Below are 24,674 nucleotides of genomic sequence, written 5' to 3' on the forward strand. Positions count from 1 at the left end.
CATGCTCGACCTGCTGCGCGATCAATCCGTGTTGGTGCTGGGCCTGGGCGACAGCGGCCTGGCCATGGCGGCCTGGGCGGCCTGGCAGGGTGCAGCGCGCGTGCGGGTGTGGGATTCGCGCGATGCCGCGCCGCAGGACGCCGCGCTGGCCGCCCTGGTGCCGCAGGCCGAGCGCCTGCGCGGTGAACTGCGCGCCGAGGAACTGGGCGGTGCGCAGCGTGTGTTCAAGAGCCCCGGCCTGTCGCCGCTCGATGCCCGCCTGCAGCCCCTGCTGGGCCGCGCGCGCGAGGCTGGCGTGCGTGTGCAGGGCGAACTGGACCTGTTCGCCGAGGCCCTGGCCGCGCTGAAGGCGCAATGGCGCTACGCCCCGGCCGTGCTGGCCATCACCGGCACCAACGGTAAGACGACGACGACCTCGCTGACCGGCCAGCTCTGCGAAGCTGCCGGCCGCCGCGTGGCCGTGGCCGGCAACATCGGCCCGACCCTGCTCGACACCCTGAGCAGCACGCTGCGCGAAGAAGGCCATGCGCCTGCGTTCGACACGCCCGAGCAGCTCGACCTGCCGATGCCCGAACCCGAGCCGGAGGCGGATGCGCCACTGCTGGTGGACGTGGTGGAACCCGCGCCGGCCGAGGACATCAGCCTGGAGCAGCTGGACGAGCTGCTCGAACACAAGACCCTGCCGATCGAGCCGCCGCCGCCGCGCCCGCCCGAGTTCAAGGCTCTGCCCGAGGTCTGGGTGCTGGAGCTGTCCAGCTTCCAGCTCGACGGCGTGCAAGGCTTCGAACCCAGTGCCGCCGCGGTGCTCAACATCACGCAGGACCATCTGGACTGGCACGGCGACCTGCAGGCCTATGCGGCCTCCAAGGCGCGCATCTTCGGCAGCCAGGCGCTGATGGTCATCAACCGCGACGACCCGCTGGTGGAGGCCATGGTGCCCACGCCGCCGCCCCCGCCGATGGGCGCGCGCGGCAAGCCGCTGAAGGTGACGGTGAAGTGGACGCCGCGCCGTGTTTGCCGCTTCGGCCTGGATGAACCCAAGGCCCCGGGCGACTTCGGCCTCGTGGAGGCCGGCGGCATTGCCTGGCTGGCGCGTGCGCTGCCCAGCGACGACACGCCCCTGCGCGTCAAGCGCGGCGCCAAGGCCGAGGAGGTGGAGCTGCAGATCCAGCGCCTGATGCCGGCCGACGCACTGCGCATCCGTGGCCGCCACAACAGCGCCAACGCGCTGGCGGCGCTGGCCCTGGCCACCGAGATCGGCTGCCCGCTGGCGCCCATGCTGCACGCGCTGCGCGAGTACCGTGGCGAGCCGCATCGCGTCGAGTGGGTGGGCACGCTGGGCGGCATCGATTTCGTGGACGACAGCAAGGGCACGAATGTGGGCGCCACCGTGGCTGCCATCGCCGGGCTGGGCGCCGACCGCGAGGGCAGCCAGCTCAGCCTGGTGCTGGGCGGCGACGGCAAAGGCCAGGATTTCGGCCCGCTGCGCGAACCCATCCATCGGCATGCCCGCGCGGTGGCTTTGATCGGCAAGGACGCCGAGCAGATCGCGCTGAGCCTGCAGGGGCTGGAGCTGCCCATCGAGCGCCACGCCAGCCTGGAGGCCGCCACGCGCTGGGCCTTTGAGCAGGCGCGCGAAGGCGACACCGTGCTGCTCAGCCCGGCCTGCGCCTCGCTGGACATGTTCCGCAACTACGCCCACCGCGCCGAGGTCTTCGTGGCCACGGCGCGCGAGCTGGCGGCCGAGCGGGGGGAGACGCTGTGAACTGGAGCGGTCTCTGGGGCAAGCTGAAGCCGGCCGGTGCCGAAGCCAGCGGCTTCGCGCTGCCAGTGCGCGACGGCATCCAGATCCGCGACAGCCAGCCCAGCCGCGCGCATGGCTTTGACCTGCTGTTGGTCTGGGTGGTGGTCTGCCTGCTGGCCCTGGGCCTGGTGATGGTCTATTCGGCCAGCATTGCGCTGCCGGACAACCCCAAGTTCGCGCGCTACGCCCCCACCCATTTCCTGAGCCGGCATCTGCTGGCCATTGGCATCGCCCTGGCCTGCGGGCTGGCGGTCACGCAGATCCCGCTGCGCGTGTGGGAGCGCCTGGCTCCCTGGCTGGTGCTGGGCTCCATCCTGCTGCTGGTGGTGGTGTTGATCCCCGGCCTGGGCAAGGGCGTGAATGGCGCGCGGCGCTGGCTGCCGCTGGGGCTGATGAACTTCCAGCCCAGCGAATTGGCCAAGTTCGCCATCGCCATGTACGGCGCCAGCTACATGGTGCGCAAGATGGACCTGCGCGAGAACTTCTGGCAGGCCGTCTGGCCCATGCTGGCCACGCTGGGCCTGCTGGGCATCCTGCTGCTGGCCGAGCCCGACATGGGCGCCTTCATGGTCATCGCCGCCATCGCCATTGGCGTGCTGTTCCTGGGTGGCGTGAACGGCCGCATGTTCAGCCTGGTGCTGCTGGTGCTGATCGGGGCCTTCGTCCTGATGATCAGCTTCAGCGAGTTCCGGCGCGAGCGCATCTTTGCCTACCTGAACCCCTGGGACGAGAAGTACGCCGCCGGCAAGGCCTACCAGCTCACGCACTCGCTGATCGCCTTCGGGCGCGGGGAGTGGTGGGGCCAGGGCCTGGGCGGTTCGGTGGAAAAGCTCCACTACCTGCCCGAGGCCCACACCGATTTCCTCCTCGCCGTCATCGGTGAGGAGCTCGGCCTGATCGGCGTGGTGCTGGTGATCAGCGCCTTCTTCTGGCTGACCCGCCGCGTGGTGCAGATCGGCCGCCAGGCGATCGCCCTGGACCGGGTGTTCGCCGGGCTCTATGCCCAGGGCGTGGGCATCTGGATGGGCGGGCAGGCCTTCATCAACATCGGCGTGAACCTGGGGGCGCTGCCGACCAAGGGTTTGACGCTTCCGCTGCTGTCGTTTGGCGGCTCGGCGATCTTGATGAACTTGATTGCCTTGGCGGTGGTGCTTCGCGTTGATTTGGAAAACCGCCAACTCATGCGCGGAGGCCGCGCATGAGTCAGAAGCACCTCGTCATCATGGCCGCCGGCACAGGCGGCCACGTCATTCCCGGCCTGGCCCTGGCCACCGAGATGAAGCAGCGCGGCTGGACCATCAGCTGGCTGGGCACGGCGCATGGCATGGAGAACCAGCTCGTGCCCAAGGCCGGCATCGAGCTGGACACCATCGCCTTCTCCGGCCTGCGCGGCAAGAACTTCATCGAAACCGTGTTCGGCGGCCTGCGCCTGCTCAAGGCCTTCTGGAACTGCCTAGGCATCCTGCGCCGCCGCCGTGCCAGCGCCGTGCTGGGCATGGGCGGTTACGTCTGTTTCCCCGGCGGGCTGATGGCCGCGCTGCTCGGCAAGCCTTTGGTGCTGGTGAATGCCGACGCCGGCCTGCTGCTCTCCAACAAGGCGCTGCTGCCGGTGGCCGATCGGGTGGCCTTCGGCTTCGGCTTCCAGGGTGTGGAGAAGGTCCAGCAGGGCATGGTGACCGGCAATCCGGTGCGCGCTGCCATCGAAAACCTGCCCGCCCCGGCCGAGCGCTTTGCTGGCCGCAGCGGCCCGCTGCGCGTGCTGGTGGTCGGCGGCTCGCTCGGCGCCAAGGCCCTGAACGAAGCCATTCCGGCCGCCTTGGCCCTGCTCCCGCCCGAGCAGCGCCCGCAGCTGGTGCACCAGACCGGCAACGCCAATCTGGCCGCCGTGCTGGCCGACTACGACGAGCGCGGCTTGATGGGGCCGGGTGGGGCCGAGGTGCGCCCCTTCATCGACGACATGGCCGCCGAACTGGCCGCCGCCGATCTGGTGATCTGCCGCGCCGGTGCCATCACGGTGAGCGAGCTCTGCGCCGCCGGCGTGGCTGCAGTGCTGGTGCCCCTGGTGGTGAAGACCACTGCGCACCAACGCGATAACGCTGAACACCTGGCCGCGCAGGGCGCGGCCATCCACCTGCCGCAGCCCGAGGCCACGCCCGCACGCCTGGCCGCGCTGCTGTCTACCGAACTCACACGCGCGCGCTGCCTGGAATTGGCCACGGCCGCGCGCGCCCAGCATCGCCCCGGCGCCGCCCAGCGCGTGGCGGATGCCATCGAAGCCCTCGCACAAGGAGGCCGCGCCCCATGAAGCACGCGGTCAAACGCATCCATTTCGTCGGTGTCGGCGGCGCCGGCATGTCCGGCATCGCCGAGATCCTGCACAACCTGGGCTTCCAGGTCAGCGGGTCGGATCAGCACGCCAGCGCCGTCACCGAACGCCTGGCCCAGCTGGGCCTGACGATTCACATCGGCCATGCCGCCGAGCACATCGGCAAGGCCCAGGCGGTCGTCACCTCCACGGCGGTGAAGGCCGACAACCCCGAGGTGCTGGCCGCCCGCGCCGCCCGCGTGCCGGTGGTGCCGCGTGCGGTGATGCTGGCCGAGCTGATGCGCCTGAAGTCGGGCATCGCCATTGCCGGCACGCATGGCAAGACGACGACGACCTCGCTGGTGACCTCCATCCTGGTGGAGGCGGGCATGGACCCGACCTTCGTCATCGGCGGCCTGCTGAACGCGGCCGGCGCCAACGCGCAGCTCGGCAAGGGCGAGTTCATCGTCGTCGAGGCCGACGAGAGCGATGCCAGCTTCCTGAACCTGAGCCCCGTGCTGTCCGTCGTCACCAACATCGACCAGGACCATATGGACACCTACGGGCATTCGGTGGAGCGCCTGCACCAGGCCTTCATCGACTTCCTGCACCGCATGCCCTTCTACGGCGCGGCGGTGGTGTGCAGTGATGACGCCGGCGTGCAGGCGGTGCTCGATCGCATCGAGCGCCCGCTGGTGCGCTACGGCCTGGGCGAGGACGCGAATGTGCGCGCGGTGAACATCCAGGCGCTGAGTGGCGGGCAAATGCAGTTCATCTGCCAGCGCCGCAATGGCAGCCAGCTGCCGGACCTGCCCATCACCCTGAACCTGGCCGGCGAGCACAACGTGCGCAATGCGCTGGCGGCGATTGCGGTGGCCACCGAGATCGGCATCGAGGACGGGCCCATCCAGCGCGCACTGGCCGCCTTCCAGGGCGTGGGCCGGCGCTTCCAGCGCCACGGCCTGTGGCCGGCGGGCGAGGGCGGGCAGTTCCTGCTGATCGACGACTACGGCCACCATCCGGTGGAGATGGCCGCGGTGCTCTCGGCCGCGCGCGGCGCCTTCCCCAATCAACGCATCGTGCTGGCCTTTCAACCCCATCGGTACACCCGCACGCGCGATTGCTTCGAGGACTTCGTGCGCGTGCTGGGCGCGGCCGACGCCGTGCTGCTGACCGAGGTCTACAGCGCCGGCGAGGCGCCGATTCCCGCCGCTGATGGCCGCGCGCTGGCGCGTGCGCTGCGCCTGGCCGGCAAGGAACCGCTGTTCGTGCCCGAGGTGGCCGACATGCCTGCCGCGCTGGCGCAGCTGACGCGCGCCGGCGACGTCGTCATCGGCATGGGCGCCGGTTCCATGAGCAGCCTGCCCAAGCGCATGGCCGAGTACTTCAACGTCAAGCCCTGAACATGTTCGACACCTCTTCGATCGATCCCAAGGCCCTCGGCAAGGTGGCCGTGCTCTTCGGCGGCAGCAGCGCCGAGCGGCCGGTCTCGCTGATGAGCGGCGCCGGCGTGCTGGCGGCGTTGCAATCGCTGGGCGTGGACGCACACCCCTTCGACCCGGCCGAGCGCCCCTTGCAGGAGCTGAAGGAACAAGGCTTTGCGCGCGCCTTCATCGCCCTGCACGGCCGCGGCGGCGAGGACGGCTCCTTGCAGGGCGCGCTCGAATGCCTGGGCATCCCCTACACCGGCTCGGGCGTGATGGCCTCGGCCATCGCCATGGACAAGGTGGCGACCAAGCGCATCTGGATCGCCGAGGGCCTGCCCACGCCGCGTGCCCTGGTGCTGGCACGCCACGAGCTGACGCGCGAGCGCGTGCGCACCATCCCTGACGAACTGGGATTGCCGGTCGTCGTCAAGCCGCCGCACGAAGGGTCGAGCTTCGGCATCAGCAAGGCCCAGGGCTATTCCGAGATGCAGGGTGCGGTGGAGTTGGCGCTCGGCTTCGATGACGAACTGCTGTTCGAGGAATGCATCGAAGGCCCCGAGCTGACCTGCGCCGTGCTGGGCGACGGCGCGGGCGCGCAGGCCCTGCCGGTGGTCGAGATCCGCGCCGTGGGCGGCAACTACGACTACGAGAACAAATACGTCAGCAACAGCACCCAGTACCTGTACGGCAGCTTGCCCGCCGCGCTGGAAGCCGAGGTGCAGGCCCTGGTGCTGAAGGCCTACCGGCTGCTGGGCTGCCGCGGCTGGGGCAGGGCCGACCTGATGCTGCGCAAGAAGGATCAGAAGCCCTTCCTGTTGGAGATGAACACCAGCCCCGGCATGACCTCGCACTCCCTGGTGCCCAAGGCCGCCAAGCAGATCGGCCTGGACTACCCGCAGCTCTGCCTGTGGCTGCTGGCGCAGGCGCGCCTGGATCGCCGCTGAGCCCCTGATGACCGACACCTTGCCCACCAACAGCCTGCCCAGCGACATCCGCTGGATGCAGCTGGCCGCGCCTGTGCTGGCGCTGCTGGCCGTGCTGCTGCTGGTGACGGCGGGTGGACGCTGGCTGGCGCAGCGGCCCTGGTGGGACTGGCGCCAGATCCGCATCGAGGGGGATGTCGAGCGCAACAGCCTGGCCACGCTGCGGGCCAATGCGCTGCCGCACCTGCAGGGCAACTTCCTGACCCTGAACCTGGCGCAGGCGCGCAAGGCTTTCGAGGCGGTGCCTTGGGTGCGGCACGCCCAGGTGCAGCGCGTGTGGCCGGGGCTGATGAAGGTCAAGCTGGAGGAGCACCGCGCCGTGGCGCTGTGGGATGGCCGCGGCGACTGGGGCGAGCCCGCCCCCGAGCGTGCCCTGCTCAACTCGCACGGCGAGGTCTTCCACGCCAATCTCGGCGACGTCGAGGACGAGAACCTGCCCGTGTTCGCCGGCCCCAACGGCAGCGCCCCGCAGGTGCAGCGGCTCTGGATTCGCCTGCAGGGCAGCAGCCAGCGCCTGGGCGAGCGCGTCACCCGCCTCGAACTCTCCGGCCGTGGTTCCTGGCGCCTGGCTTGGGCCAGCGGTGCCGTGGTGGAACTGGGTCGTGGCAGCGAAGACGACCTGGTGCAGCGCTACGAGCGCTTCCTGCCCCATGCCCTGGCCGTGGCCCAGCGCTTCCACACCAACGTGGCCGGCGCCGACCTGCGCCATGTCGAGGGCTATGCCCTGCGCCTGACCGGTATTGGCGTGAATCCCAACCCCAACCCCAAAGCAATTACGAGGAAACCCTAGCATGGCCAAGGAATACAAGGATCTGGTCGTCGGCCTGGATATCGGCACGTCCAAGATCATGGCCGTCGTCGGCGAGGTCATGCCGGGCGGGGAATTGCGGCTCGCGGGTTTGGGCATGGCGCCCTCGCATGGTTTGAAACGCGGTGTGGTGGTCAACATCGACGCCACCGTGCAAGCCATCCAGCAGGCCCTGAAAGAGGCCGAAATGATGGCCGACTGCAAAATCACCCGGGTTTTCACGGGGATCACCGGCAGCCATATTCGCGGGCAGAACTCCACCGGCATGGTCATCGTGCGTGACAAAGAGGTCACTCCGGTGGATGTGGCCCGGGTGGTGGAAACCGCCAAGGCCATCAATATTCCGAATGATCAGCGCCTGTTGCTGGTCGAACCGCAGGAATTTGTCATCGACGGCCATGAGGTCAAGGAACCCATCGGCATGAGTGGCGGGCGCCTGGAAGTCAAGGTGCATATCGTGACGGGCGCCCAATCGGCGGCGGAAAACATCGTCAAATGCGTGCGCCGCTGCGGACTGGAAGTCGAGCAATTGGTGCTCAATCCCAGCGCCAGCAGTTTGGCAGCCCTGACCGCCGACGAGCGCGAACTCGGTGTGGCGCTGGTGGACATCGGCGCCGGAACGACCGATGTGGCGATCTTTACCGGCGGATCGATCCGACATACCGCCGTGATCCCGATTGCCGGCGATCTGATCACCTCCGACATCGCGATGGCCCTGCGCACCCCGACCAAGGATGCCGAGGAAATCAAGGTCGAGTTTGGGGTGGCCAAACAAATGCTGGCGGACCCCGCCGCCCAAGTCGAGGTGCCGGGTTTGGGCGACCGCGCGCCGCGCATGTTGTCCAAGCAGGCACTGGCGGGTGTGATTGAGCCGCGGGTCGAGGAAATCTTCGCCCTGGTGCACCAGGTCATCCGCGAATCGGGTTACGAAGAACTGCTCAGTTCAGGAATCGTGCTGGCGGGCGGTTCGGCGGTGATGCCCGGAATGATCGAACTGGCCGAAGACATGTTCCTCAAACCCGTGCGACGCGGCAATCCGACGTATAGCGCGGCCCTTTTCGACATGGTCGCCAATCCCCGCTCCAGCACCGTCATGGGCCTTTTGGAAGAAGGCCGGCTGGCGCGCACCCGGGGTTTCAAGGCGGCCCAGCAGGCAGGCTCCATGAAAACCCTGATGCATCGCTTCAAGGATTGGTTCGCCGGGACGTTCTGACACCACAAAACAAGGGGTTCAAACCAAATAAAGCGGGTTTGAACCTGGATTTTTCACAGTATTGCCGCGAGAATGTCGCGGTCCACGGAGGTAAGTATGGCCATCGAGATGATCGAAGAGTTCAACCAAGGCACCCGCATCAAGGTGATCGGTGTTGGCGGCGGCGGCGGGAATGCCGTCGAGCACATGATCGAACAGGGCGTGCAAGGGGTCGAATTCATTGCGGCCAATACCGATGCCCAGGCCCTGAACCAGTCGCGTGCCGACCAGCTGATCCAGCTCGGCCGCAGCGGCCTGGGCGCCGGCGCCATTCCCGAGCGCGGCAAGGAAGCCGCGGCCGAAGCCGAAGACCGCATCCGCGACGTGCTCGAGGGCACCGACCTGCTGTTCATCACCGCCGGCATGGGCGGCGGCACCGGCACCGGTGCGGCCCCGGTCATCGCCAAGGTGGCCAAGGACATGGGCATCCTGACCGTCGGCGTCGTCACCAAGCCCTTCGACTTCGAAGGCTCGCGCCGCAACAAGCAGGCCGACGCCGGCCTGACCGAACTCGAAGCCGCGGTCGATTCGCTGATCGTGGTGCTGAACGACCGCCTGCTCGACGTGCTGGGCGATGACGCCACGCAGGAGCAGGCCTTCGCCTTCGGCAATGACGTGCTGAAGAACGCCGTCGGCGGCATCTCCGACGTGATCCACCTGCCCGGCCTGGTGAACCTGGACTTCCAGGACGTCCGCACCGTGATGCAGGAACCCGGCAAGGCGCTGATGGGCACCGCCCAGGCCGGCGGCCCGGACCGCGCCACCAAGGCGGCTGAAGCCGCCATGGCCTGCCCGCTGCTGGATGGCATCAACCTCACCGGCGCGCGCGGGGTGCTGGTGCTGATCGCCGCCTCGCGCTCCACTTTCAAGCTGGCCGAGTCGCGCGCCGCCATGAGCGCCATCAAGCGTCTGGCCCATGAAGACGCGCACGTCATCTACGGCACCGCCTACGACGACAGCCTGGGCGACCAGCTGCGCGTCACCGTTATCGCCACCGGCTTGAACAGCGCCAAACAAGCCACCACGACCGACAGCCGCCCGCAGATGCAGGTGGTGCATGGCCAGCGCACCGGCACTGACAACCTGCCCATCCTGACCCAGGCCGTGGCCAGCCCCGGCCTGCCGGGCCAGGGCCATGCCCCGGTGATGGGCCATGGCGGTGGCGGCGACTTCGGCAACCGCGACATGCCCTCGGTCTGGCGCTATGGGCGTGCGGCGCAGAAGGTGGATGCGCTGTCGGCGTCGGGTCTGGACGACATCGAGATTCCCGCCTTCCTGCGCCGCCAAGCCGACTGAGCGGGGCGTCAAGCTACTGCGCGAACCGATCTTGCGCCTGCAGTGCTCGCCGTACGCCAGTACGGCTGCGCGCTTCGCCGCAAGCTCGGGCCGCTCGCTACGCTTGCCACCCCACTCAGCGAACCGCATTGGAGATTTCAATCTCTCACTTCAAAAGGCCTTCGCCTCCGGCGCGGGCCTTTTTGCTTGGCGGCTCGGACAATCCCGCCCATGCTGGCTCAACGCACTTTGAAATCCATGACCCGCGCCGTCGGCGTGGGCATCCACAGCGGGCGCAAGGTCGAGTTGGTATTGCGGCCCGCGCCCGTCAACACGGGCATCGTGTTCCGTCGCACCGATCTGGCGCAGCCGGTCGACATTCCGGTGAACCCGCAGGCCGTGTGCGACACCCGCATGGCCACCACCATCAGCCCAGGTGGCGACCCCGGCGCGCCCAAGGTGCAGACCATTGAGCACCTGCTCTCGGCCTGCGCCGGGCTGGGCCTGGACAACCTGCGCATCGACATCAGCGCCGACGAGGTGCCCATCCTCGATGGCTCCGCGGCGAGCTTCGTGTTCCTGCTGCAGTCGGCCGGTATCGAATTGCAGGACGCGCCCAAGCGCTTTCTGCGCGTGAAGAAGCCCGTAGAGGTGCGCCGCGGCGAGGGCAAGCGGCTGATGTGGGCGCGTCTGGAGCCCCTGCACGGCTACACGCTCAGCTTCGAGATCGAGTTCGACAACCCCGCCGTGGCCGCCACCGGCAGCCGCTACACCTTCGACATGGGCTCGCACGCCTACAAGCGCGAGATCGCCCGTGCCCGCACCTTCGGCATGACCAGCGACATCGAGCTGATGCGCTCGCGCGGCCTGACGTTGGGCGGCAACATGGACAACGCCATCGTGGTCGACGACGACAAGGTGCTGAATGCGGAAGGGCTGCGCTACGACGACGAGTTCGTCAAGCACAAGATCCTCGACGCCATCGGCGACATGCAGGTGGCAGGCCACCCGCTGCTGGCGGCCTACACCAGCTTCAAGGGTGGCCACGCGCTGAACAACGAGCTGCTGCGTGCGCTGCTGGCCGACCCCACGGCCTACGACTACGTCGAGTTCCAGGACCCGGCCCAGGCACCAACCGGCTTTGCCGAGCTGGCACCAGCCTGGTGAAGCCGGTGCACTCCGCATGATGGGTTTTCGCATCGTCTTCGGCCTGCTGCTGCTGGCCGCCCTGGTCTGCTTCGGCCTCGCGCTGGTGAAGCGCGAGTCGCGCTGGCAGCGCCTGGGGGTGCTGATCCTCAAATGGACGCTGGTCGCCGCACTGGGCTTTTTCGCCGTGCTGATCGCCGACCGAACCCTGGGTGGCTGAGTCGTGGACTGGCTGCAGCACAACCGTCAGGCCTGGAACGCCGATGCCGCCGCGGGCGGACCCTGGTCCACGCCGGTGGACGAGGCTGCGCTGGCGCGCGCCCGCGCGGGCGATTGGCAGGTGCACCTGACCCCCAAGCTGCCGGTGCCGCGCGAGTGGTTCGGCGACATCGCCGGCCGCGACCTGCTCGGGCTGGCCTCGGGCGGCGGCCAGCAGATGCCGCTCTTTGCCGCCGCCGGCGCGCGCGTCACCAGCTTCGATTTCTCCGAAGGCCAGCTCGGCCTGGACGCCGAGGTGTGCAGGCGCGCCGGGCTGCCGCTGCGCTGCGTGCAGGGCGATATGCGCGAACTCAGCGCCCTGGCCGACGCCAGCTTCGACCTCGTCTTCCACCCCGCTTCGAACTGCTTCGTGCCGGATGTGCTGCCGGTCTGGCGCGAATGCTGGCGCGTATTGCGCCCGGGTGGTGTGCTGCTGGCCGGGTTCATGAACCCGGCCGTCTACCTGTTCGACCACCAGCAGGCCGATGCCAGCGGCGAGCTGCGCGTGGCTTATCGCCTGCCCTACTCGGAGCTGGAGCTGCCCGCCGAGCAGGCACGCCGGCGTGCGCAGGGCCAGCCGCTGGAGTTCAGCCACTCGCTCGACACCCTGATCGGTGGCCAGCTGCAGGCCGGCTTCCTGCTGGCCGGCTTGTTCGAGGACCACTGGTTCGACGACAGCTGGCTCTACAGCCGCCACGCGCCGATCTGCATCGCTACGCGGGCCATCAAGCCGGGCTAGGGCGAGCCCGAGGCCGGGTGGCCAAGGGCGCGTGTCACCATCGCCCTACCCATGGAAACATGCCCTGCCGGCCCCCGCAGCAGGGCCAGCCGGATGCTGCTGGCCCTATTGACCTTGGCCTGCACGCTGCCGGCCTGGGCCGCGGAGCGCCTGGTGTGGGCCGGTTCACCCTATGCGCCGATGGCCATCGCGGCCGGGCCCTTGAAAGGCCAGGGCTATGTGGACCGCATGATTGTCGAGGTGCTGCAGCCCGGCCTGCCGCAGTTTCGGCATGAGCAACTGCAGGCCTCACCCAACCGGCTCGACATCGAGCTGACGCGCACCGACGTCGCCGTCTGCAGCCCGGCCATGAGCAAAACGCCGCAGCGCGCGCAGCGCTACCGCTACACCCAGCCCCTGTTTCGCTTCCTGCCGGCCGGGGTGGTGCTGCGGCGCGAGCAGGCGCTGCGCAGCGGGCCTGGACCGCTGGCGCTGCAGCAACTGCTCGCCCAGGGCCTGCGCTTCGGCGTGGTGGGCTACCGCGCCTACGGGCCGCGCGTGGATGCCCTGCTGGAGCGCCATGAAGCCCAGCGCCAGCGCTTCATCCTCAGCCAGTCCAACCAGGCCGTACTGGCCATGCTGGCGCGCGGCCATGGCGTCGACGCCGTACTGGTCTACGGCTTCGAGCTGCGCCACTTCGCCTTGCAGCAGCCCGAGCTGGGCGCCGAGCTGGTGTGGCGGCCGCTGCAGGAGTTGGACGACACGCAGCTCTCCTACACCGCCTGCTCGCGCAATCCGGCGGGCGAACGCGCGGCCCAGGCCATCGACGCCCTGCTGCAGCAGCCGGGCGTGCGCGAGCGCCTCCAGGGCCTGTACGAGGCCTGGCTGGACGAAGAAGGCCAGCGCCAGCTGCAGGCGCTGCGCCAGCGCATGGGGGCGCAGTTCTGGCAGGAGTGAGCTGCTCGCGAGCGGCCTGTCTGTAGGGTTCTCCGCGCGTTCATTGCTGATTGCTGCATATTGGATCCAATGAGAAGGTTCCCTCGTCCGATCGCGTAGCGGGGCGATCCGAAGCCGCCCGCCCGGGCCTCTGGCGCTGCCCAGAATCGCGCCCCGCTCGGCTTTCCTCGGGGCCCCCTCATGCGCCTTCCCAATCTGCTCGCCAGCCGCCACGGCCGGCTGCTGGCCTTCTTCCTGCTCTACGTCACCGAAGGCATTCCGCTGGGCTTCGCTGCCACGGCCGTGGCCACCCAGCTGCGCCGCTACGGCGTGGGCCCGGCCGAGATCGGCGCCTTCGTTGCCTCCTTCTACCTGCCCTGGGCGTTCAAATGGGCCTTCGGGCCGATGGTGGACGTGTTCCGCTCGACGCGCTTCGGCCACCGCCGCGCCTGGATCCTCGGCACCCAGCTGATGATGGCGTTGACCCTGCTGGCACTGATGGCCGTGCCCCTGCCGACGGGCCTGGGCCTGTTCACCGCCATCCTGCTGGTGCACAACGCCTTCGGCGCGCTGCAGGACGTGGCGATCGACTCCCTGGCCTGCACCACCTTGCAGCCCGAGGAACGCGGCCTGGGCAATGGCCTGATGTTTGCCGGCGCCGCCCTGGGCACGGCGCTGGGCGGCAGCGGCGTGCTGTTCCTGAGCGGCTGGACCGGCTTCAGCTTCACCTTCGTGTTCGTCGCCGCCGCGATCCTTGCCGTGACGGCCGGCGTGGTGTGGCCCATGCGCGAGGCGCCCGGCCTGCTGGATGCCCCGCCGCCCGCCGGCTGGCGCAGCGCCGGGCGCGAGATGCAGCGCTTTGCCGGCGATGCCTTCCGCGCCTTCCTGGGCACGCGCGGCGCCTTTGCCGCGCTGGGCTTCGCCCTGCTGCCGGTGGGCGCCATGGCCCTGGGCCTGGCCCTGCAGTCGAACTTGGCGGTGGAGCTGGGCATGGACGACACCCAGATCGGCTGGCTCAGCCTGGCCACCCAGGTGGTGATGGCGGCCTTCATGGTGCTGGGTGGTTATCTGGGTGACCGCCTGGGCCGGCGCGGCACCCTCGCGGTCTACATCCTCGGCATGGCGCCGCCCACGCTCTACCTGGCCTGGGCGCTGCAGCAGGCCGGCTACATCTGGCCCAGTGCCACGCCCTCACCCCAGCCGGCTCTGCAGCTGGCGCTGTGGATTGCCTCGATGGGCTACTCGGTCTTCCAGGGCCTGATGTACGGCACCCGCGCCGCGCTCTTCATGGACGTGACCAACCCGCGTCTGGCCGCCACCCAGTTCACCGCCTACATGGCGCTGATGAACCTGGCCATCGCCTTTTCATCCAACTGGCTGGGCCTGGCCACCGAGCTGCTCGGCTACCCCGTCACCCTGATGCTGGACGCGCTGACCGGCTTGCTCTGCCTGGCCCTGCTGCCGGCCTTGCGTGCCCAGCCCGGCCTGGTGCACGATGGCCGCGCCGAACCCCGCGCCCGCCGCTGCGCCCTGGCCCTGGGCCTGCTTTGCCTGGCCTGGCTGCCCTGCAGCCTGCAGATGCCGCAGTTCGGCAAGGCCCAGCCGCTGCTGCACACCGTCTTCACCCTGGTCTTCGTGGCCTCGGCGCTGTTCCTGCTGGCCGGCCGCGCCGAGCTGGGCCGCGCCCGCCGCCTGGTGGTCTGGCTGGCGCCGCTGCTGCTGGCCCTGCCGGCCCGGCGCTGGCTGCCGGAAATGGACGCAGCCTGGCCGGTGGAAGCCCTGCGGGCCCTGAGCCTGGGCGTGCCGATGGCCGCGGGCCTGCTGCTGCTGGGCTTGGGGGTGCGGAGCTGGCAGGGCCTGGCGCCCCAAGCGGCGTAGCGATCGACGACCGAAGTTGGGTGCTGCGATCGGAGGGCTTAGCCGCCCAAGCCCAGCATCACCCGCCCCAGCGCCTCGGCCACTTCGATGCCATCGACCCCGGCGGACATGATGCCGCCCGCATACCCGGCGCCCTCACCGGCCGGATACAACCCACGCACATTCAGACTCTGATAGTCCTTGCCGCGCGTAATGCGCAGCGGCGAGGAGGTACGGGTCTCGACCCCGGTCAGCACGGCGTCCGGGCGGTCGAAGCCGCGGATCTGGCGGCCGAAGGCGGGTAGGGCCTCGCGGATGGCTTCGAGCACGTAATCCGGCAGGCTGCCGCGGCCCTTTTCGGCCAGGTTCGTCAGCGTGATGCCGGGCTTGTACGAGGGCTCGACCTCGCCCAGCACGGTGGAGGGCTGGCGCTTGAGGAAGTCGCCCACCAGGCCGCCCGGCGCGCGGTAGCCGCCGCCGCCTAGCTCGTAGGCGCGCGACTCCCAGATGCGCTGGAAGGCCATGCCGTCCAGCGGGTTGACCGGGCCCTCGGTCTTGCCGTCCTGGCGGTAGTCCTGCGGGTTGATGCCGACGACGATGCCGGCATTGGCATTGCGTTCGGCGCGCGAGTACTGGCTCATGCCATTGGTGACCACGCGTTCCAGCTCGGAGGTGGCGGCCACCACGGTGCCGCCCGGGCACATACAGAAGCTGTAGACCGAGCGGCCGTTCTTGGCGTGGTGGACCAGCTTGTAGTCGGCCGCGCCGAGCAGCGGATTGCCGGCATTGGGGCCGAAGCGCGCCGCGTCGATCAGGCTCTGCGGGTGCTCGATGCGGTAGCCGATCGAGAAGGGCTTGGCCTCCATGTAGACGCCGCGCCCGTGCAGCATCGTGAAGGTGTCGCGCGCGCTGTGGCCCAGCGCCAGCACGACGTGATCGGTGCGGATTTGCTCGCCCGATTCGAGGGTGAGGCCACGCACGGCGCCGTCCTCGATCAGCAGATCGGTCACCTTCTGGCCGAAGCGGATCTCGCCGCCCAGGGCCTCGATGTCGGCGCGCATCTTCTCGATCATGCTGACCAGGCGGAAGGTGCCGATGTGCGGCTTGCTGACGAACAGGATCTCTTCCGGCGCGCCGGCCTTGACGAACTCGGTCAGCACCTTGCGGGTCAGGAAGCGCGGGTCGGAGATCTGGCTGTAGAGCTTGCCGTCCGAGAAGGTGCCGGCACCGCCCTCGCCGAACTGCACATTGCTTTCGGGCTTGAGCACGCCCTGGCGCCACAGGCCCCAGGTGTCCTTGGTGCGCTCGCGCACCGCGCGGCCGCGCTCCAGCACGAGCGGGCGCAGGCCCATCTGCGCCAGGATCAGCGCCGCGAACAGGCCGCAGGGGCCGAAGCCCACCACCACCGGGCGGTGCCGGCTGGGCTGGGCGTAGAAGTCGGCCGGTGCGCTGCCCACCACGCGGTAGCGCGTGTCCGGGCTGGGGCGCAGATGCGGGTCGCCACCGGCCAGCAGCTGGGCCTCGCGCGCGGCCGAGGCCAGCTCGCAATCCAGCGTGTAGATCAGCTGCATGGCCGTCTTCTTGCGCGCGTCGTGCGCGCGCTTGTAGACGGTGAAGCCCAGCAGCTCGGCCGCCTGGCCCGGCTTCAGACCCAGGCGCTGCAGCACGGCGGCCTGCAGTTGCTCCTCGGTGTGGTTCAGCGGCAGGCGCAGGTCGGTGATTCGAAGCATGGTGGCAAAGCGGAAAAAACTACGGCGCCAGGAGGCGCCGTTCGGACTCAGGAGCCGGGGGCTCTTAGCCTTGGTGCGGGCGCTTGCCCGGGTTCTTCTTGCTGCGGGTGTGCGAGCCACGTTCCTGGCTGCGCTTCTGGCCGCGCGCGGTGGTGAAGGTCACGCCGGCGGGGGTGGCGGGGCGCGGGGTGGCCTTGCGGTCGGCTTCGGTACGGATCTTGTTGCCCATGGTGTGGCTTTCAGAAAAATGGAGTTTTGACAGCCAGAAGTCCACAACGGCATTCGGCCCAGCGCCCGCGCGTTGCGCGCAGGCCGAGGCGGAGTTTAGGCGATGAGCTTGCAGACGCTCATTCGGCCAGCTGCTGCAGCTGCACCAGGCGCTGGTATACGCCGCCGGGGATCGCCATCAGCTCATCATGCGTGCCACGCTCGACCAGATGGCCGTGGTGCAGCACCAGGATGGGGTCGGCGGCGCGGATGGTGGAGAGCCGGTGCGCCACCGCGATCACGGTGATGCGGCCGCGCAGGGCGCTCAGGGCCTCGCCCAGCAGGGCCTCGGTGCCGCTGTCGATGTTTGCCGTGGCTTCGTCCAGCAGCAGGATCTTGGGCGAGCCGGCCAGCGCCCGGGCCATGGCCAGCAGCTGCTTCTGGCCGGTGGACAGCTGCACGCCGCCTTCGCCCAGCAGGGTGTCGTAGCCCTGGGGCAGGGCCAGCAGCATCTCGTGCAGGCGGGCCTGGCGGGCGGCTTCCTGCAGCGTGGCGTCGCTCAGGTGCGCGCGCCCCATGCGCAGGTTGTCCCAGGCGCTGGCCGAGAGCAGTTGCGGCTCTTGCGGCACGAGGGCCAGGTCCTGGCGCAGCCGCGCTTCGTCCAGGGTCTCCAGCGGCTGGCCGTCGATCAGGATGCGCCCGGCGCGCGGCGCATAGAAACGCAGCAACAGGGCCAGCAGCGTGCTCTTGCCGCTGCCGGTGTGGCCCACCAGGCCAACGAAGCTGCCAGCCGGCAGCGTCAGGTCGAAGGGGTGCAGCACGTCGGCGCCCTCGCCATAGCCGGCGCGCAACTGCTCGATGCGGATCTCTCCCCGCTCGATACCGGGCCCGCCGGGGGCGGGCAGGGGGGCGCGCGCCTCCTGCAGCAGCACGCCCACACGCGCCGCGGCCACCAGGGCCTGCTGCAGCTGGCCGAACTGCAGGGTGATCTGGATCAGCGGCTCCACCACCCTTGTGAGGTAGCTGAGGAAGGCGTAGAGCAGGCCGACCTGAAGTCCGACCGCCGTGCCGCTGATCTCGCGCTGCTGCGCATAGCCGTAGATCAGCGCCACCATCAGCAGCACGTTCAACAGGTCCAAGGCCGGGCGCAGCAGCCAGGCGTTGGCAAGCATTTCCTTCATGCGGGCGCGGTAGTGCTGGTCGTTGTGATTGGCAAAGCGGGCCTGGAAGCGCCCCAGCGCGCCGCTGGCCTGCAGCACCGCCAGGCCGCCGAGGTTCTCGGCGATCTGCGCGTTGATGTCGCTCTTCAGCGCGCGCGCCTGCGCCACCGCCGGGGCCGAGAGTCGCTGGTAGGCCCAGATCACCAGGACCATGGCGGGCACCAGGGTGGCGATGATGAGCATCAGGCGCCAGTCCAGAAAGGCCATCGCCACCAGGGTGCCGGCGACGACGATGCTCGAATCCAGCATCATGTACAGCACCTGGCGGTAGAGCTGGTTGACGGACTCGGTGTCGTTGGTGACGCGGCTGACCAGGGCTCCGGTGATCTGCTTGTCGAAGTAGGCCATGGGCAGCGCCAGCACATGCTGGAACACCTGCTCGCGCAGGCGCAGCACAGCCTTTTGCGCCACCCCGGCCATGCGCGTGAGCTGCAGGTAGCGCGTGCCGCTGGCCGCCAGGCCACTGAGCCAGATCGCCGCCAGCAGCGCCACCATCAGGCCCAAGGGCTCGAACTGGCGCGGCAGTAGATGCTCGTCGATCAGCCGCTTGGCCAGGATGGGCCCGATCGCTTCCAGCCCGGCCGCCACCACCAGCCAGGCGGTGCCGATGAAGACCTGGCGCCGCTCCGGCCGCGCCATGGTCCAGAGCAGGCGCGCGGCGTCGCGCAGGCTGGAGCGCGCGACGTCCTGGGCGCGGACTTCCTCATGCATCGCCGTGCTCCTCGTCCTCTTCCAGCGAGGCCTCAAGCTGCTGGGTCTGCCACTGCGTGGCGTACCAGCCGCCTCGCGCCAGCAAGTCGGCATGGCGGCCGCGCTCGCTGATGCGGCCCTCGCGCAGCACCAGAATCTCGTCGGCCTCCAGCGCGGCCGAGAGGCGGTGCGTCACCAGCACCAGCGCGCACTCGGGCCGGCTGCGGCGGCGTTCGCGCAGGGCCTGCAGGATGCGCGCTTCGGTACCCGTGTCGACGGCCGAGAGCGCGTCGTCCAGCAGAGTCAGTGGGGCATCGCTCAGCAGGGCGCGCGCAATCGCCACGCGCTGGCGCTGGCCGCCTGAGAGCGAGACGCCCTTCTCGCCCACCAGGGTGGCATAGCCCTGCGGCAGGCGCAGCAAATCCTCGTGCAGGGCGGCAGCGCGGGCGGCGGCTTCCACCTCGGCAGGGGTGGCGCCGGCCCGCGCCAGCGCGATGTTCTCGGCCACGCTCGATGAAAACAGAAAGGGCTCCTGCGGCACCCAGGCAATGGCCTGGCTGAGCGCGTGGCGCGTCCATTCGGGCAGGGCCGCGCCGTCCAGTTCGATGCGCCCAGCGTCGGGCTCCCATTGGCGCAGCAGCAGGCGCAACAGGGTGGTCTTGCCCGAGCCGGTGGGGCCAACGATGGCCAGCATGCGGCCCGGCTGCAGGCGCAAATCCAGCCCCTGCAGCACCGGCTGCGCGGCCTCGTAGCCGAAGCGCAGGTCTTGCACCTTCAGCTCGGCGCGCTGCACGGGCTCGCGTGCACCGGTATCGCTGCGCGTGGCCTCGGACTGCAGCACCGGCGCCAGGCGCGCCCAGCCGGCTCGACCGCGTTCCAGCAGCGAGAGCACCCAGCCAGCGGCGAACATCGGCCAGATCAGCCGGTCCAGCAGGAGGATGAAGGCGGTGAGCTGGCCCACGGTCAGCTCGTTGCGCGCGATCAGCCAACTGCCCACCCCGAGCGCGGCCACGGTGGCCGTGCTCAGTGCGATGCCTACCGCCGGTTCGTAGGCGGCTTCCCAGCGCTGCGCGCGAAAGGCGGCTTGGCCCGAGGCCTGCGCCCAGCCCTGAAAGGCGGCCTGCTCCTGCGCGGCCAGGCCCATCGAGCGCACGGTGCGTAGGGCCGTGAGCGACTGCTGCGCCTGTCGGCTCATGCGCCCGAAATCGTCGAGCGAAGCGCTCCAGGCGTGATGCACCTGGTTGGAGATGCGCCAGAAGGCCCAGGCCATGAAGGGGAAGGGCAGCAGCGCGGCCAGGCCGAGCCGCCAGTCGATGGCGATCAGCATCGTGGCGATCACCAGCGCAAAGGTCTGTGTGCCATCGAAGGCGGCCAGCATGGCGTCGCCGCTGGCCGTCTCCACCGCGTCCACGTCGTTGGTGGCCAGCGCCATCAGGTCGCCGGCGCGCTGGGTCTGGAAGAACAGCGGTGCCTGCAGGCCCAGGCGCTCGAACAGCTGCACGCGCAGGCGCTGGCCGAGCCGGTACGACGCACCAAAGAGCGCCAGGCGCCAGCCCACGCGCAGCGCGTACACCAGCAGGCCCACCCCGGCCAGCAGAGCCAGCTGCTCATGGAAGGCGGCGCCGCTCAGCTGGCCGCTGACGATGCCATCGACGATGCGGCCGACCTGGGTCGGAATCCAGACCAGCAGCACCGTGATGCCGCTGAGCATCAGCGCCGCGGCGGCATAGGCGCGGCGGTGCTGCCAGATGAAACCGCGCAGCAGACCGCTTAGGGTCTTGGGGATGGGAGAGGACATGGAGAAGGGCGCCGGGGCGCGAGGGCCCGCGATGCTAGGGGGGCGCCGATGTCAGCGCATGGCGCTCGGGATCAATACGTTCTGCCGCCCTTGAACTGGGCGTGCTGGCGGCGCTGCAACTGGCCCTTGGCGCTCATGGCGTTGAAGCTGACGCTGGCATGGGCATGCATGACGGCGATGCCGAGCGCGTCCGCGGCGTCCTTGCCGGGCTGGCCGGGCAGCTTGAGCAGGTGCTGGACCATGGCCTGGATCTGCTCCTTCTTCGCGTGCCCGTGGCCGACCACGGCCTTCTTCATCTGCAGCGCGGTGTATTCGCTCACCGTCAGCCCGCCACTGGTCAGCGCCGCCAGCGCCGCCCCACGTGCCTGGCCCAGCAACAGGGTGGACTGCGGGTTGACGTTGACGAACACGATCTCGACCGCAGCGCAGTCCGGTTTGTAGGTCTCGACCACCTCGCGCACGCCCTCGAACAGGATCTTGATGCGCGCCGGCAAGTCACCCGTGGGCACGCCCGTGGTCTTGATGGTGCCGCTGGCCACATAGGCCAGGCGCGGGCCATCGGCCTCGATGACGCCAAAGCCCGTGCATTGCAGGCCGGGGTCTATTCCAAGGATGCGCATGCTGGGCAGGCAAAGAACGACCAAGCGGCCGCCGTGGAACTGGCTTTGCCAGGCCACTGGCGGCGCCCCCCTGGGGGGGAGGCGGCGAAGCCGCTTCGGGGGGGGGTCATACCGACAACTTGAAATACCAGCGGACCGAGTGGAAGAAGATCGGTGCCGCGAAGCAGAGCGCCGCGACGCGATCGAGCAGACCGACGGCACCGGTGATGCCGGACCGGTTGCCCCAGTAGTGGATGCCGGCCTCGCGCTTCATCGCCTTCATCACCAGCGCGCCCAGGGTGCCGGAGGCGGCGGCAATGAACGCCATCACGAAGGCCTGGCCGGCCTTGAAGGGCGTGACCCAGTAGAGCAGGGCGCCGACGAAGGCGCCGGCCAGCGCACCGCTCCACCAGGCGCGCCGGCTGAAGGATCGGCTGATGGCCCGCACCGTGGGCAGGCTGCGCACCGATCGGCTCACGACCTCCTGGACGATCTGCGCCACCGACACCACGGTGACCAGGAAGAACAGCAGGAAAGCGCCCTTGCCGGCGTAGCGCGGGAATTCCAGCAGCAGCAGGGCCGGTGCATGGCTAAGGCCATAGATGCAGACCATGATGCCCCACTGGATCTTGGCGTTGCGTTCCAGGAAGCGCTTGGGGTCGCCCGAGAGCGCGCTGATGACCGGAATCGCCAGGAAGGCATAGACCGGGATCAGCACCGTGAACAGATCGAAGCGGCGGTTGGCCACCACGATGTACTGCAGCGGCAGGATGACGAAGAAGGCCGCGATCAGCGTGCGGTGGTCGCTGCGCGTGGTGTGCTGCAGGGTGATGAACTCGCGCAGGCAGAAGAAGCTGAACAGGCCGAACAGGATGGTGGAGCCGGCCGGTCCGCTGATCCAGGCCAGCCAGAACAGCAGTGCGCCCACCCAGGAGGCGTTCAGATCGCGCTGGAACTGCGCGCGCGCACTGCGCGGGTTGATGGCCAGTTCCTCGACCGGGTTCTTCAGCCGGTACAGCACGCCGCCGGCAGTGATCAGCAGCAGCAGGCCGAACAGCAGGGCGAAGAGCAGGGCGATCTGATCGGCGGGGGACCAGTGTTTGAGTTCGCTCATTGCTTCCAGCCCCCCGGCTTCAGAGCGGTGACCTCGGCGCGTGTGCGCTCTAGGAAAGCCTTCTTCTCTTCCCCCGGCTGGATCTGCGTCGGCGTGCCGAAGGTGACCGTGCAGAGGATGGGCACCGGCACCACTTCGCCCTTGGGCATCACGCGCTGCACGTTGTCGATCCAGGTCGGGATGATCTGCACGCCGGGGAATTGCTCGGCCAGGTGGTAGATGCCGGCCTTGAAGGGCATGGGCTCGCCCTTGTTGGAGCGCGTGCCCTCGGGAAAGATGATCAGGGAGTCGCCCTGCTTCAGCGCTTCCACCAGGGGTTCGAGCGGGTCTTCGTCCGGATTGGCGCGGGTGCGGCTGACGTACACCGTGTTGAACACATCGGTGGTCAGCCAGGTCTTGAACTTGCCCTTGGTCCAGTAATCGCGCGCGGCAATGGCACGCGTCTTGGCACGCAGCTCGCTGGGCAGGGCAGCCCAGATCAGCACCAGATCAAAGTGACTCTGGTGGTTGGCGATGTAGATGCGTTGTTCGTTGGAGGGCGGGCAACCGAGCCAGTGGCCCTGGGCCCCGGTGATCGCCCGCGCGAGAAAGCCCAGAAACGGGCCCATAAGGTCGGCTAGCCGCATGGGGCGGCATCCTACGGGCCCGATCGATGCAATCAGGCGAGGACTTCCTCCAGCACCGGCACCTCGCCACGCAGCGAATGCGGGTAGGCGTCGGTGATGCGCAGCTCGATCAGCTCGTTCATCAGGCGCGCATGGCCCTTGAAGTTGACGATGCGGTTGCACTCGGTGCGACCCATCAGCTCGGTCGGGTCCTTCTTGGCGTTGCCCACCACCAGCACCTTCTGTGTCGTACCCACCAGGGTCCGGGAAATGGACAAGGCATGCGCCTCGATCGCCGCCTGCAGCTGCTGCAGGCGCGCGACCTTCACTTCATAAGGCGTGTCGTCGGGCAGGTTCGCCGCCGGCGTGCCGGGGCGCGGGCTGAAGATGAAGCTGAAGGAGGCGTCGAAGCCCACGGCCTCGATCAGCTTCATGGTCTGCGCATGGTCCTCGTCGGTCTCGCCGGGGAAGCCGACGATGAAATCGGAGGCGATGCGGATGTCCGGCCGGATGGCGCGCAGCTTGCGCACGATGCTCTTGAACTGGATGGCGCTGTAGCCCCGCTTCATCGCAGCCAGGATGCGGTCCGAGCCATGCTGCACCGGCAGGTGCAGGTGGTTCACCAACTGCGGGATCTTGCCGTAGGCCTCGATCAGGCGCTGGCTGAATTCGTTCGGATGGCTGGTGGTGTAGCGGATGCGCTGGATGCCAGGAATCTCGGCCACGTACTCCAGCAGCATGGCGAAGTCGGCGATCTCGTTGGTCGAGCCCATCGTGCCGCGGTAGGCATTGACGTTCTGGCCCAGCAGGGTCACCTCGATCACGCCCTGCTCGGCCAGACCGGCCACCTCGACCAGCACGTCCTCGAAGGGCCGGCTGACCTCCTCGCCGCGCGTGTAGGGCACCACGCAGTAGGAGCAGTACTTGCTGCAGCCTTCCATGATGGAGACGAAGGCCGAGCGGCCCTCGACCTTGGCGGGCGGCAGGTGATCGAACTTCTCGATTTCGGGGAAGCTGATGTCCACCTGCGGGCGCGCCGCGGCCACGCGCTGGGCCAGCAGATCGGGCAGGCGGTGCAGGGTCTGCGGGCCGAACACGACGTCCACGTAAGGGGCGCGTTCGATGATGGCGGCGCCCTCCTGTGAGGCCACGCAGCCACCGACGGCGATCTTCACGCCCTTGGCCTTCAGATGGCGCACGCGGCCCAGATCACTGAACACTTTCTCCTGCGCCTTCTCGCGCACCGAGCAGGTGTTGAACAGGATCAGGTCCGCGGCCTCGGGGTCGTCGGTCTTCTCGTAGCCCTCGGCCTCGCGCATCACGTCCACCATCTTGTCCGAGTCGTACTCGTTCATCTGGCAGCCGAAGGTTTTGACGTAGACCTTCTTGGTGGAAGCTTCGCTCATGGCTTGCTCCAGGTCTGCGTGCCGGGTTCGAAGCGCCATTGCGCGGCCTGGGCGGGCGTGGTGGGCCAGGTCTTGTTGGCGCGCTCGGTGGCGCTGAGGATCCAGACCTCCTTGATCATGCCGTCCGGCCACAGCGTGTAGTGCACCGGAAAGGTCTGACCCACGATGGCGCCATGCAGCACTTGGTGCCCATCGGCACCCCAGATGCGATGGCCGGGCGAGAGCAGGGCCGGCTTGCCGTTCAGGCGGGCCTCGGGTGCGAGCACGACCTTGAAGTCGCCGCGCAGAGCCTCGGCCGTGAAGGTGCGATGGGTTTGCGCCAGCGCGGGCGCGGCAGCCACCAATACGGTGGCGGCAAAGAGAGCACAGCGATTCATGGGGTTCATCCAGGGGCTGCGTGATGGAACAAAGCCCCGGCGGTCTGAGACCGTCGGGGCTTTGCGATTTTCTTTGGTGGCGCTTCAGGGATTCGAACCCCGGACCTGCGGATTATGATTCCGTCGCTCTAACCGGCTGAGCTAAAGCGCCAAGAGCCC

General features: G+C 68.9%; 22 protein-coding genes and 1 tRNA gene. 13 read left to right on the top strand and 10 right to left on the bottom strand.

The annotated features are described in order from the left end of the window. Position 1: 1 nt before the first annotated feature. The 13 genes from murD (at position 2) to ACE3QP_RS07370 (ending at position 14,790) form a co-directional block, all read left to right on the top strand. On the top strand, positions 2 to 1,765 hold the full coding sequence (gene murD, locus ACE3QP_RS07310) for a Mur ligase family protein (protein ID WP_374434829.1): 1,764 nt from the start codon (positions 2 to 4) through the stop codon (positions 1,763 to 1,765). Continuing rightward, positions 1,762 to 3,006: a putative lipid II flippase FtsW gene (gene ftsW, locus ACE3QP_RS07315; RefSeq protein WP_374434831.1), complete on the top strand. Its 1,245-nt coding sequence runs from the start codon at positions 1,762 to 1,764 to the stop codon at positions 3,004 to 3,006. Before murD ends, ftsW begins: the two co-directional genes overlap by 4 nt. Further along, a complete protein-coding gene (gene murG / locus ACE3QP_RS07320; protein ID WP_374434833.1) occupies positions 3,003 to 4,109 on the top strand; it encodes an undecaprenyldiphospho-muramoylpentapeptide beta-N-acetylglucosaminyltransferase in 1,107 nt (368 codons plus the stop codon). Before ftsW ends, murG begins: the two co-directional genes overlap by 4 nt. Then, entirely contained in the window at positions 4,106 to 5,512 is a 1,407-nt protein-coding gene (gene murC / locus ACE3QP_RS07325) for a UDP-N-acetylmuramate--L-alanine ligase (RefSeq protein ID WP_374434835.1), read from the top strand. The genes murG and murC overlap by 4 nt, the downstream gene beginning before the upstream one ends. 2 nt (positions 5,513 to 5,514) lie before the next feature. Next, entirely contained in the window at positions 5,515 to 6,480 is a 966-nt protein-coding gene (locus ACE3QP_RS07330; protein WP_374434837.1) for a D-alanine--D-alanine ligase, read from the top strand. A 7-nt stretch (positions 6,481 to 6,487) separates the two neighbouring features. Next, the gene (locus tag ACE3QP_RS07335; RefSeq protein ID WP_374434839.1) at positions 6,488 to 7,309 is read left to right on the top strand and encodes a cell division protein FtsQ/DivIB; all 822 of its coding nucleotides are present in this window, start codon (positions 6,488 to 6,490) and stop codon (positions 7,307 to 7,309) included. A gap of 1 nt (position 7,310) precedes the next feature. After that, positions 7,311 to 8,540, top strand: coding sequence for a cell division protein FtsA (gene ftsA / locus ACE3QP_RS07340; protein ID WP_198112704.1), 1,230 nt, complete (start codon positions 7,311 to 7,313; stop codon positions 8,538 to 8,540). Between the two features lie 96 nt (positions 8,541 to 8,636). Continuing rightward, positions 8,637 to 9,875, top strand: a complete 1,239-nt coding sequence (gene ftsZ / locus ACE3QP_RS07345; RefSeq protein WP_374434840.1) for a cell division protein FtsZ — start codon at positions 8,637 to 8,639, stop codon at positions 9,873 to 9,875. Between the two features lie 210 nt (positions 9,876 to 10,085). Continuing rightward, entirely contained in the window at positions 10,086 to 11,021 is a 936-nt protein-coding gene (gene lpxC, locus ACE3QP_RS07350; protein ID WP_374434841.1) for a UDP-3-O-acyl-N-acetylglucosamine deacetylase, read from the top strand. A gap of 16 nt (positions 11,022 to 11,037) precedes the next feature. Further along, complete coding sequence (locus tag ACE3QP_RS07355; RefSeq protein WP_374434842.1) at positions 11,038 to 11,220, top strand: hypothetical protein; 183 nt, start codon at positions 11,038 to 11,040, stop codon at positions 11,218 to 11,220. 3 nt (positions 11,221 to 11,223) lie between these two features. Next, a complete protein-coding gene (locus tag ACE3QP_RS07360) occupies positions 11,224 to 11,997 on the top strand; it encodes a class I SAM-dependent methyltransferase (protein WP_374434844.1) in 774 nt (257 codons plus the stop codon). A 93-nt stretch (positions 11,998 to 12,090) separates the two neighbouring features. Beyond that, positions 12,091 to 12,933: a hypothetical protein gene (locus ACE3QP_RS07365; protein WP_374434845.1), complete on the top strand. Its 843-nt coding sequence runs from the start codon at positions 12,091 to 12,093 to the stop codon at positions 12,931 to 12,933. A gap of 180 nt (positions 12,934 to 13,113) precedes the next feature. Continuing rightward, a complete protein-coding gene (locus ACE3QP_RS07370) occupies positions 13,114 to 14,790 on the top strand; it encodes an MFS transporter (protein WP_374434847.1) in 1,677 nt (558 codons plus the stop codon). Between the two features lie 38 nt (positions 14,791 to 14,828). Here the strand turns inward: ACE3QP_RS07370 and ACE3QP_RS07375 are convergent, their stop codons facing one another. From ACE3QP_RS07375 to ACE3QP_RS07420, 10 genes are all read right to left on the bottom strand, one after another. Continuing rightward, positions 14,829 to 16,499 (bottom strand): NAD(P)/FAD-dependent oxidoreductase, encoded by a 1,671-nt coding sequence (locus tag ACE3QP_RS07375; protein ID WP_374434848.1) that lies wholly within the window; start codon positions 16,497 to 16,499, stop codon positions 14,829 to 14,831. A gap of 64 nt (positions 16,500 to 16,563) precedes the next feature. Further along, positions 16,564 to 16,728 (bottom strand): hypothetical protein, encoded by a 165-nt coding sequence (locus tag ACE3QP_RS07380; protein WP_198112716.1) that lies wholly within the window; start codon positions 16,726 to 16,728, stop codon positions 16,564 to 16,566. Positions 16,729 to 16,846: 118 nt separating this feature from the next. Continuing rightward, on the bottom strand, positions 16,847 to 18,637 hold the full coding sequence (locus ACE3QP_RS07385; RefSeq protein ID WP_374434849.1) for an ABC transporter ATP-binding protein: 1,791 nt from the start codon (positions 18,635 to 18,637) through the stop codon (positions 16,847 to 16,849). Further along, the gene (locus ACE3QP_RS07390; RefSeq protein ID WP_374434850.1) at positions 18,630 to 20,414 is read right to left on the bottom strand and encodes an ABC transporter ATP-binding protein; all 1,785 of its coding nucleotides are present in this window, start codon (positions 20,412 to 20,414) and stop codon (positions 18,630 to 18,632) included. Before ACE3QP_RS07390 ends, ACE3QP_RS07385 begins: the two co-directional genes overlap by 8 nt. A 71-nt stretch (positions 20,415 to 20,485) precedes the next feature. After that, complete coding sequence (ruvC, locus tag ACE3QP_RS07395; RefSeq protein WP_374434851.1) at positions 20,486 to 21,034, bottom strand: crossover junction endodeoxyribonuclease RuvC; 549 nt, start codon at positions 21,032 to 21,034, stop codon at positions 20,486 to 20,488. A 106-nt stretch (positions 21,035 to 21,140) separates the two neighbouring features. Beyond that, positions 21,141 to 22,127, bottom strand: coding sequence for a phosphatidate cytidylyltransferase (locus ACE3QP_RS07400; RefSeq protein WP_374434852.1), 987 nt, complete (start codon positions 22,125 to 22,127; stop codon positions 21,141 to 21,143). Further along, the gene (locus ACE3QP_RS07405; RefSeq protein ID WP_374434853.1) at positions 22,124 to 22,753 is read right to left on the bottom strand and encodes a lysophospholipid acyltransferase family protein; all 630 of its coding nucleotides are present in this window, start codon (positions 22,751 to 22,753) and stop codon (positions 22,124 to 22,126) included. Before ACE3QP_RS07405 ends, ACE3QP_RS07400 begins: the two co-directional genes overlap by 4 nt. A 32-nt stretch (positions 22,754 to 22,785) precedes the next feature. Beyond that, positions 22,786 to 24,138 carry a tRNA (N6-isopentenyl adenosine(37)-C2)-methylthiotransferase MiaB gene (gene miaB, locus ACE3QP_RS07410; protein WP_374434854.1) on the bottom strand — a complete coding sequence of 451 codons (1,353 nt, stop codon included), beginning with the start codon at positions 24,136 to 24,138 and terminating at the stop codon, positions 22,786 to 22,788. Next, complete coding sequence (locus ACE3QP_RS07415) at positions 24,135 to 24,515, bottom strand: hypothetical protein (protein ID WP_374434855.1); 381 nt, start codon at positions 24,513 to 24,515, stop codon at positions 24,135 to 24,137. Before ACE3QP_RS07415 ends, miaB begins: the two co-directional genes overlap by 4 nt. 74 nt (positions 24,516 to 24,589) lie before the next feature. Further along, positions 24,590 to 24,666: transfer RNA gene (locus ACE3QP_RS07420), tRNA-Met, on the bottom strand. Positions 24,667 to 24,674 lie beyond the last annotated feature (8 nt).

Origin of the sequence: Inhella sp. (assembly GCF_041912635.1) — a bacterium.
Classification (GTDB): Bacteria; Pseudomonadota; Gammaproteobacteria; order Burkholderiales; family Burkholderiaceae_C; genus Inhella.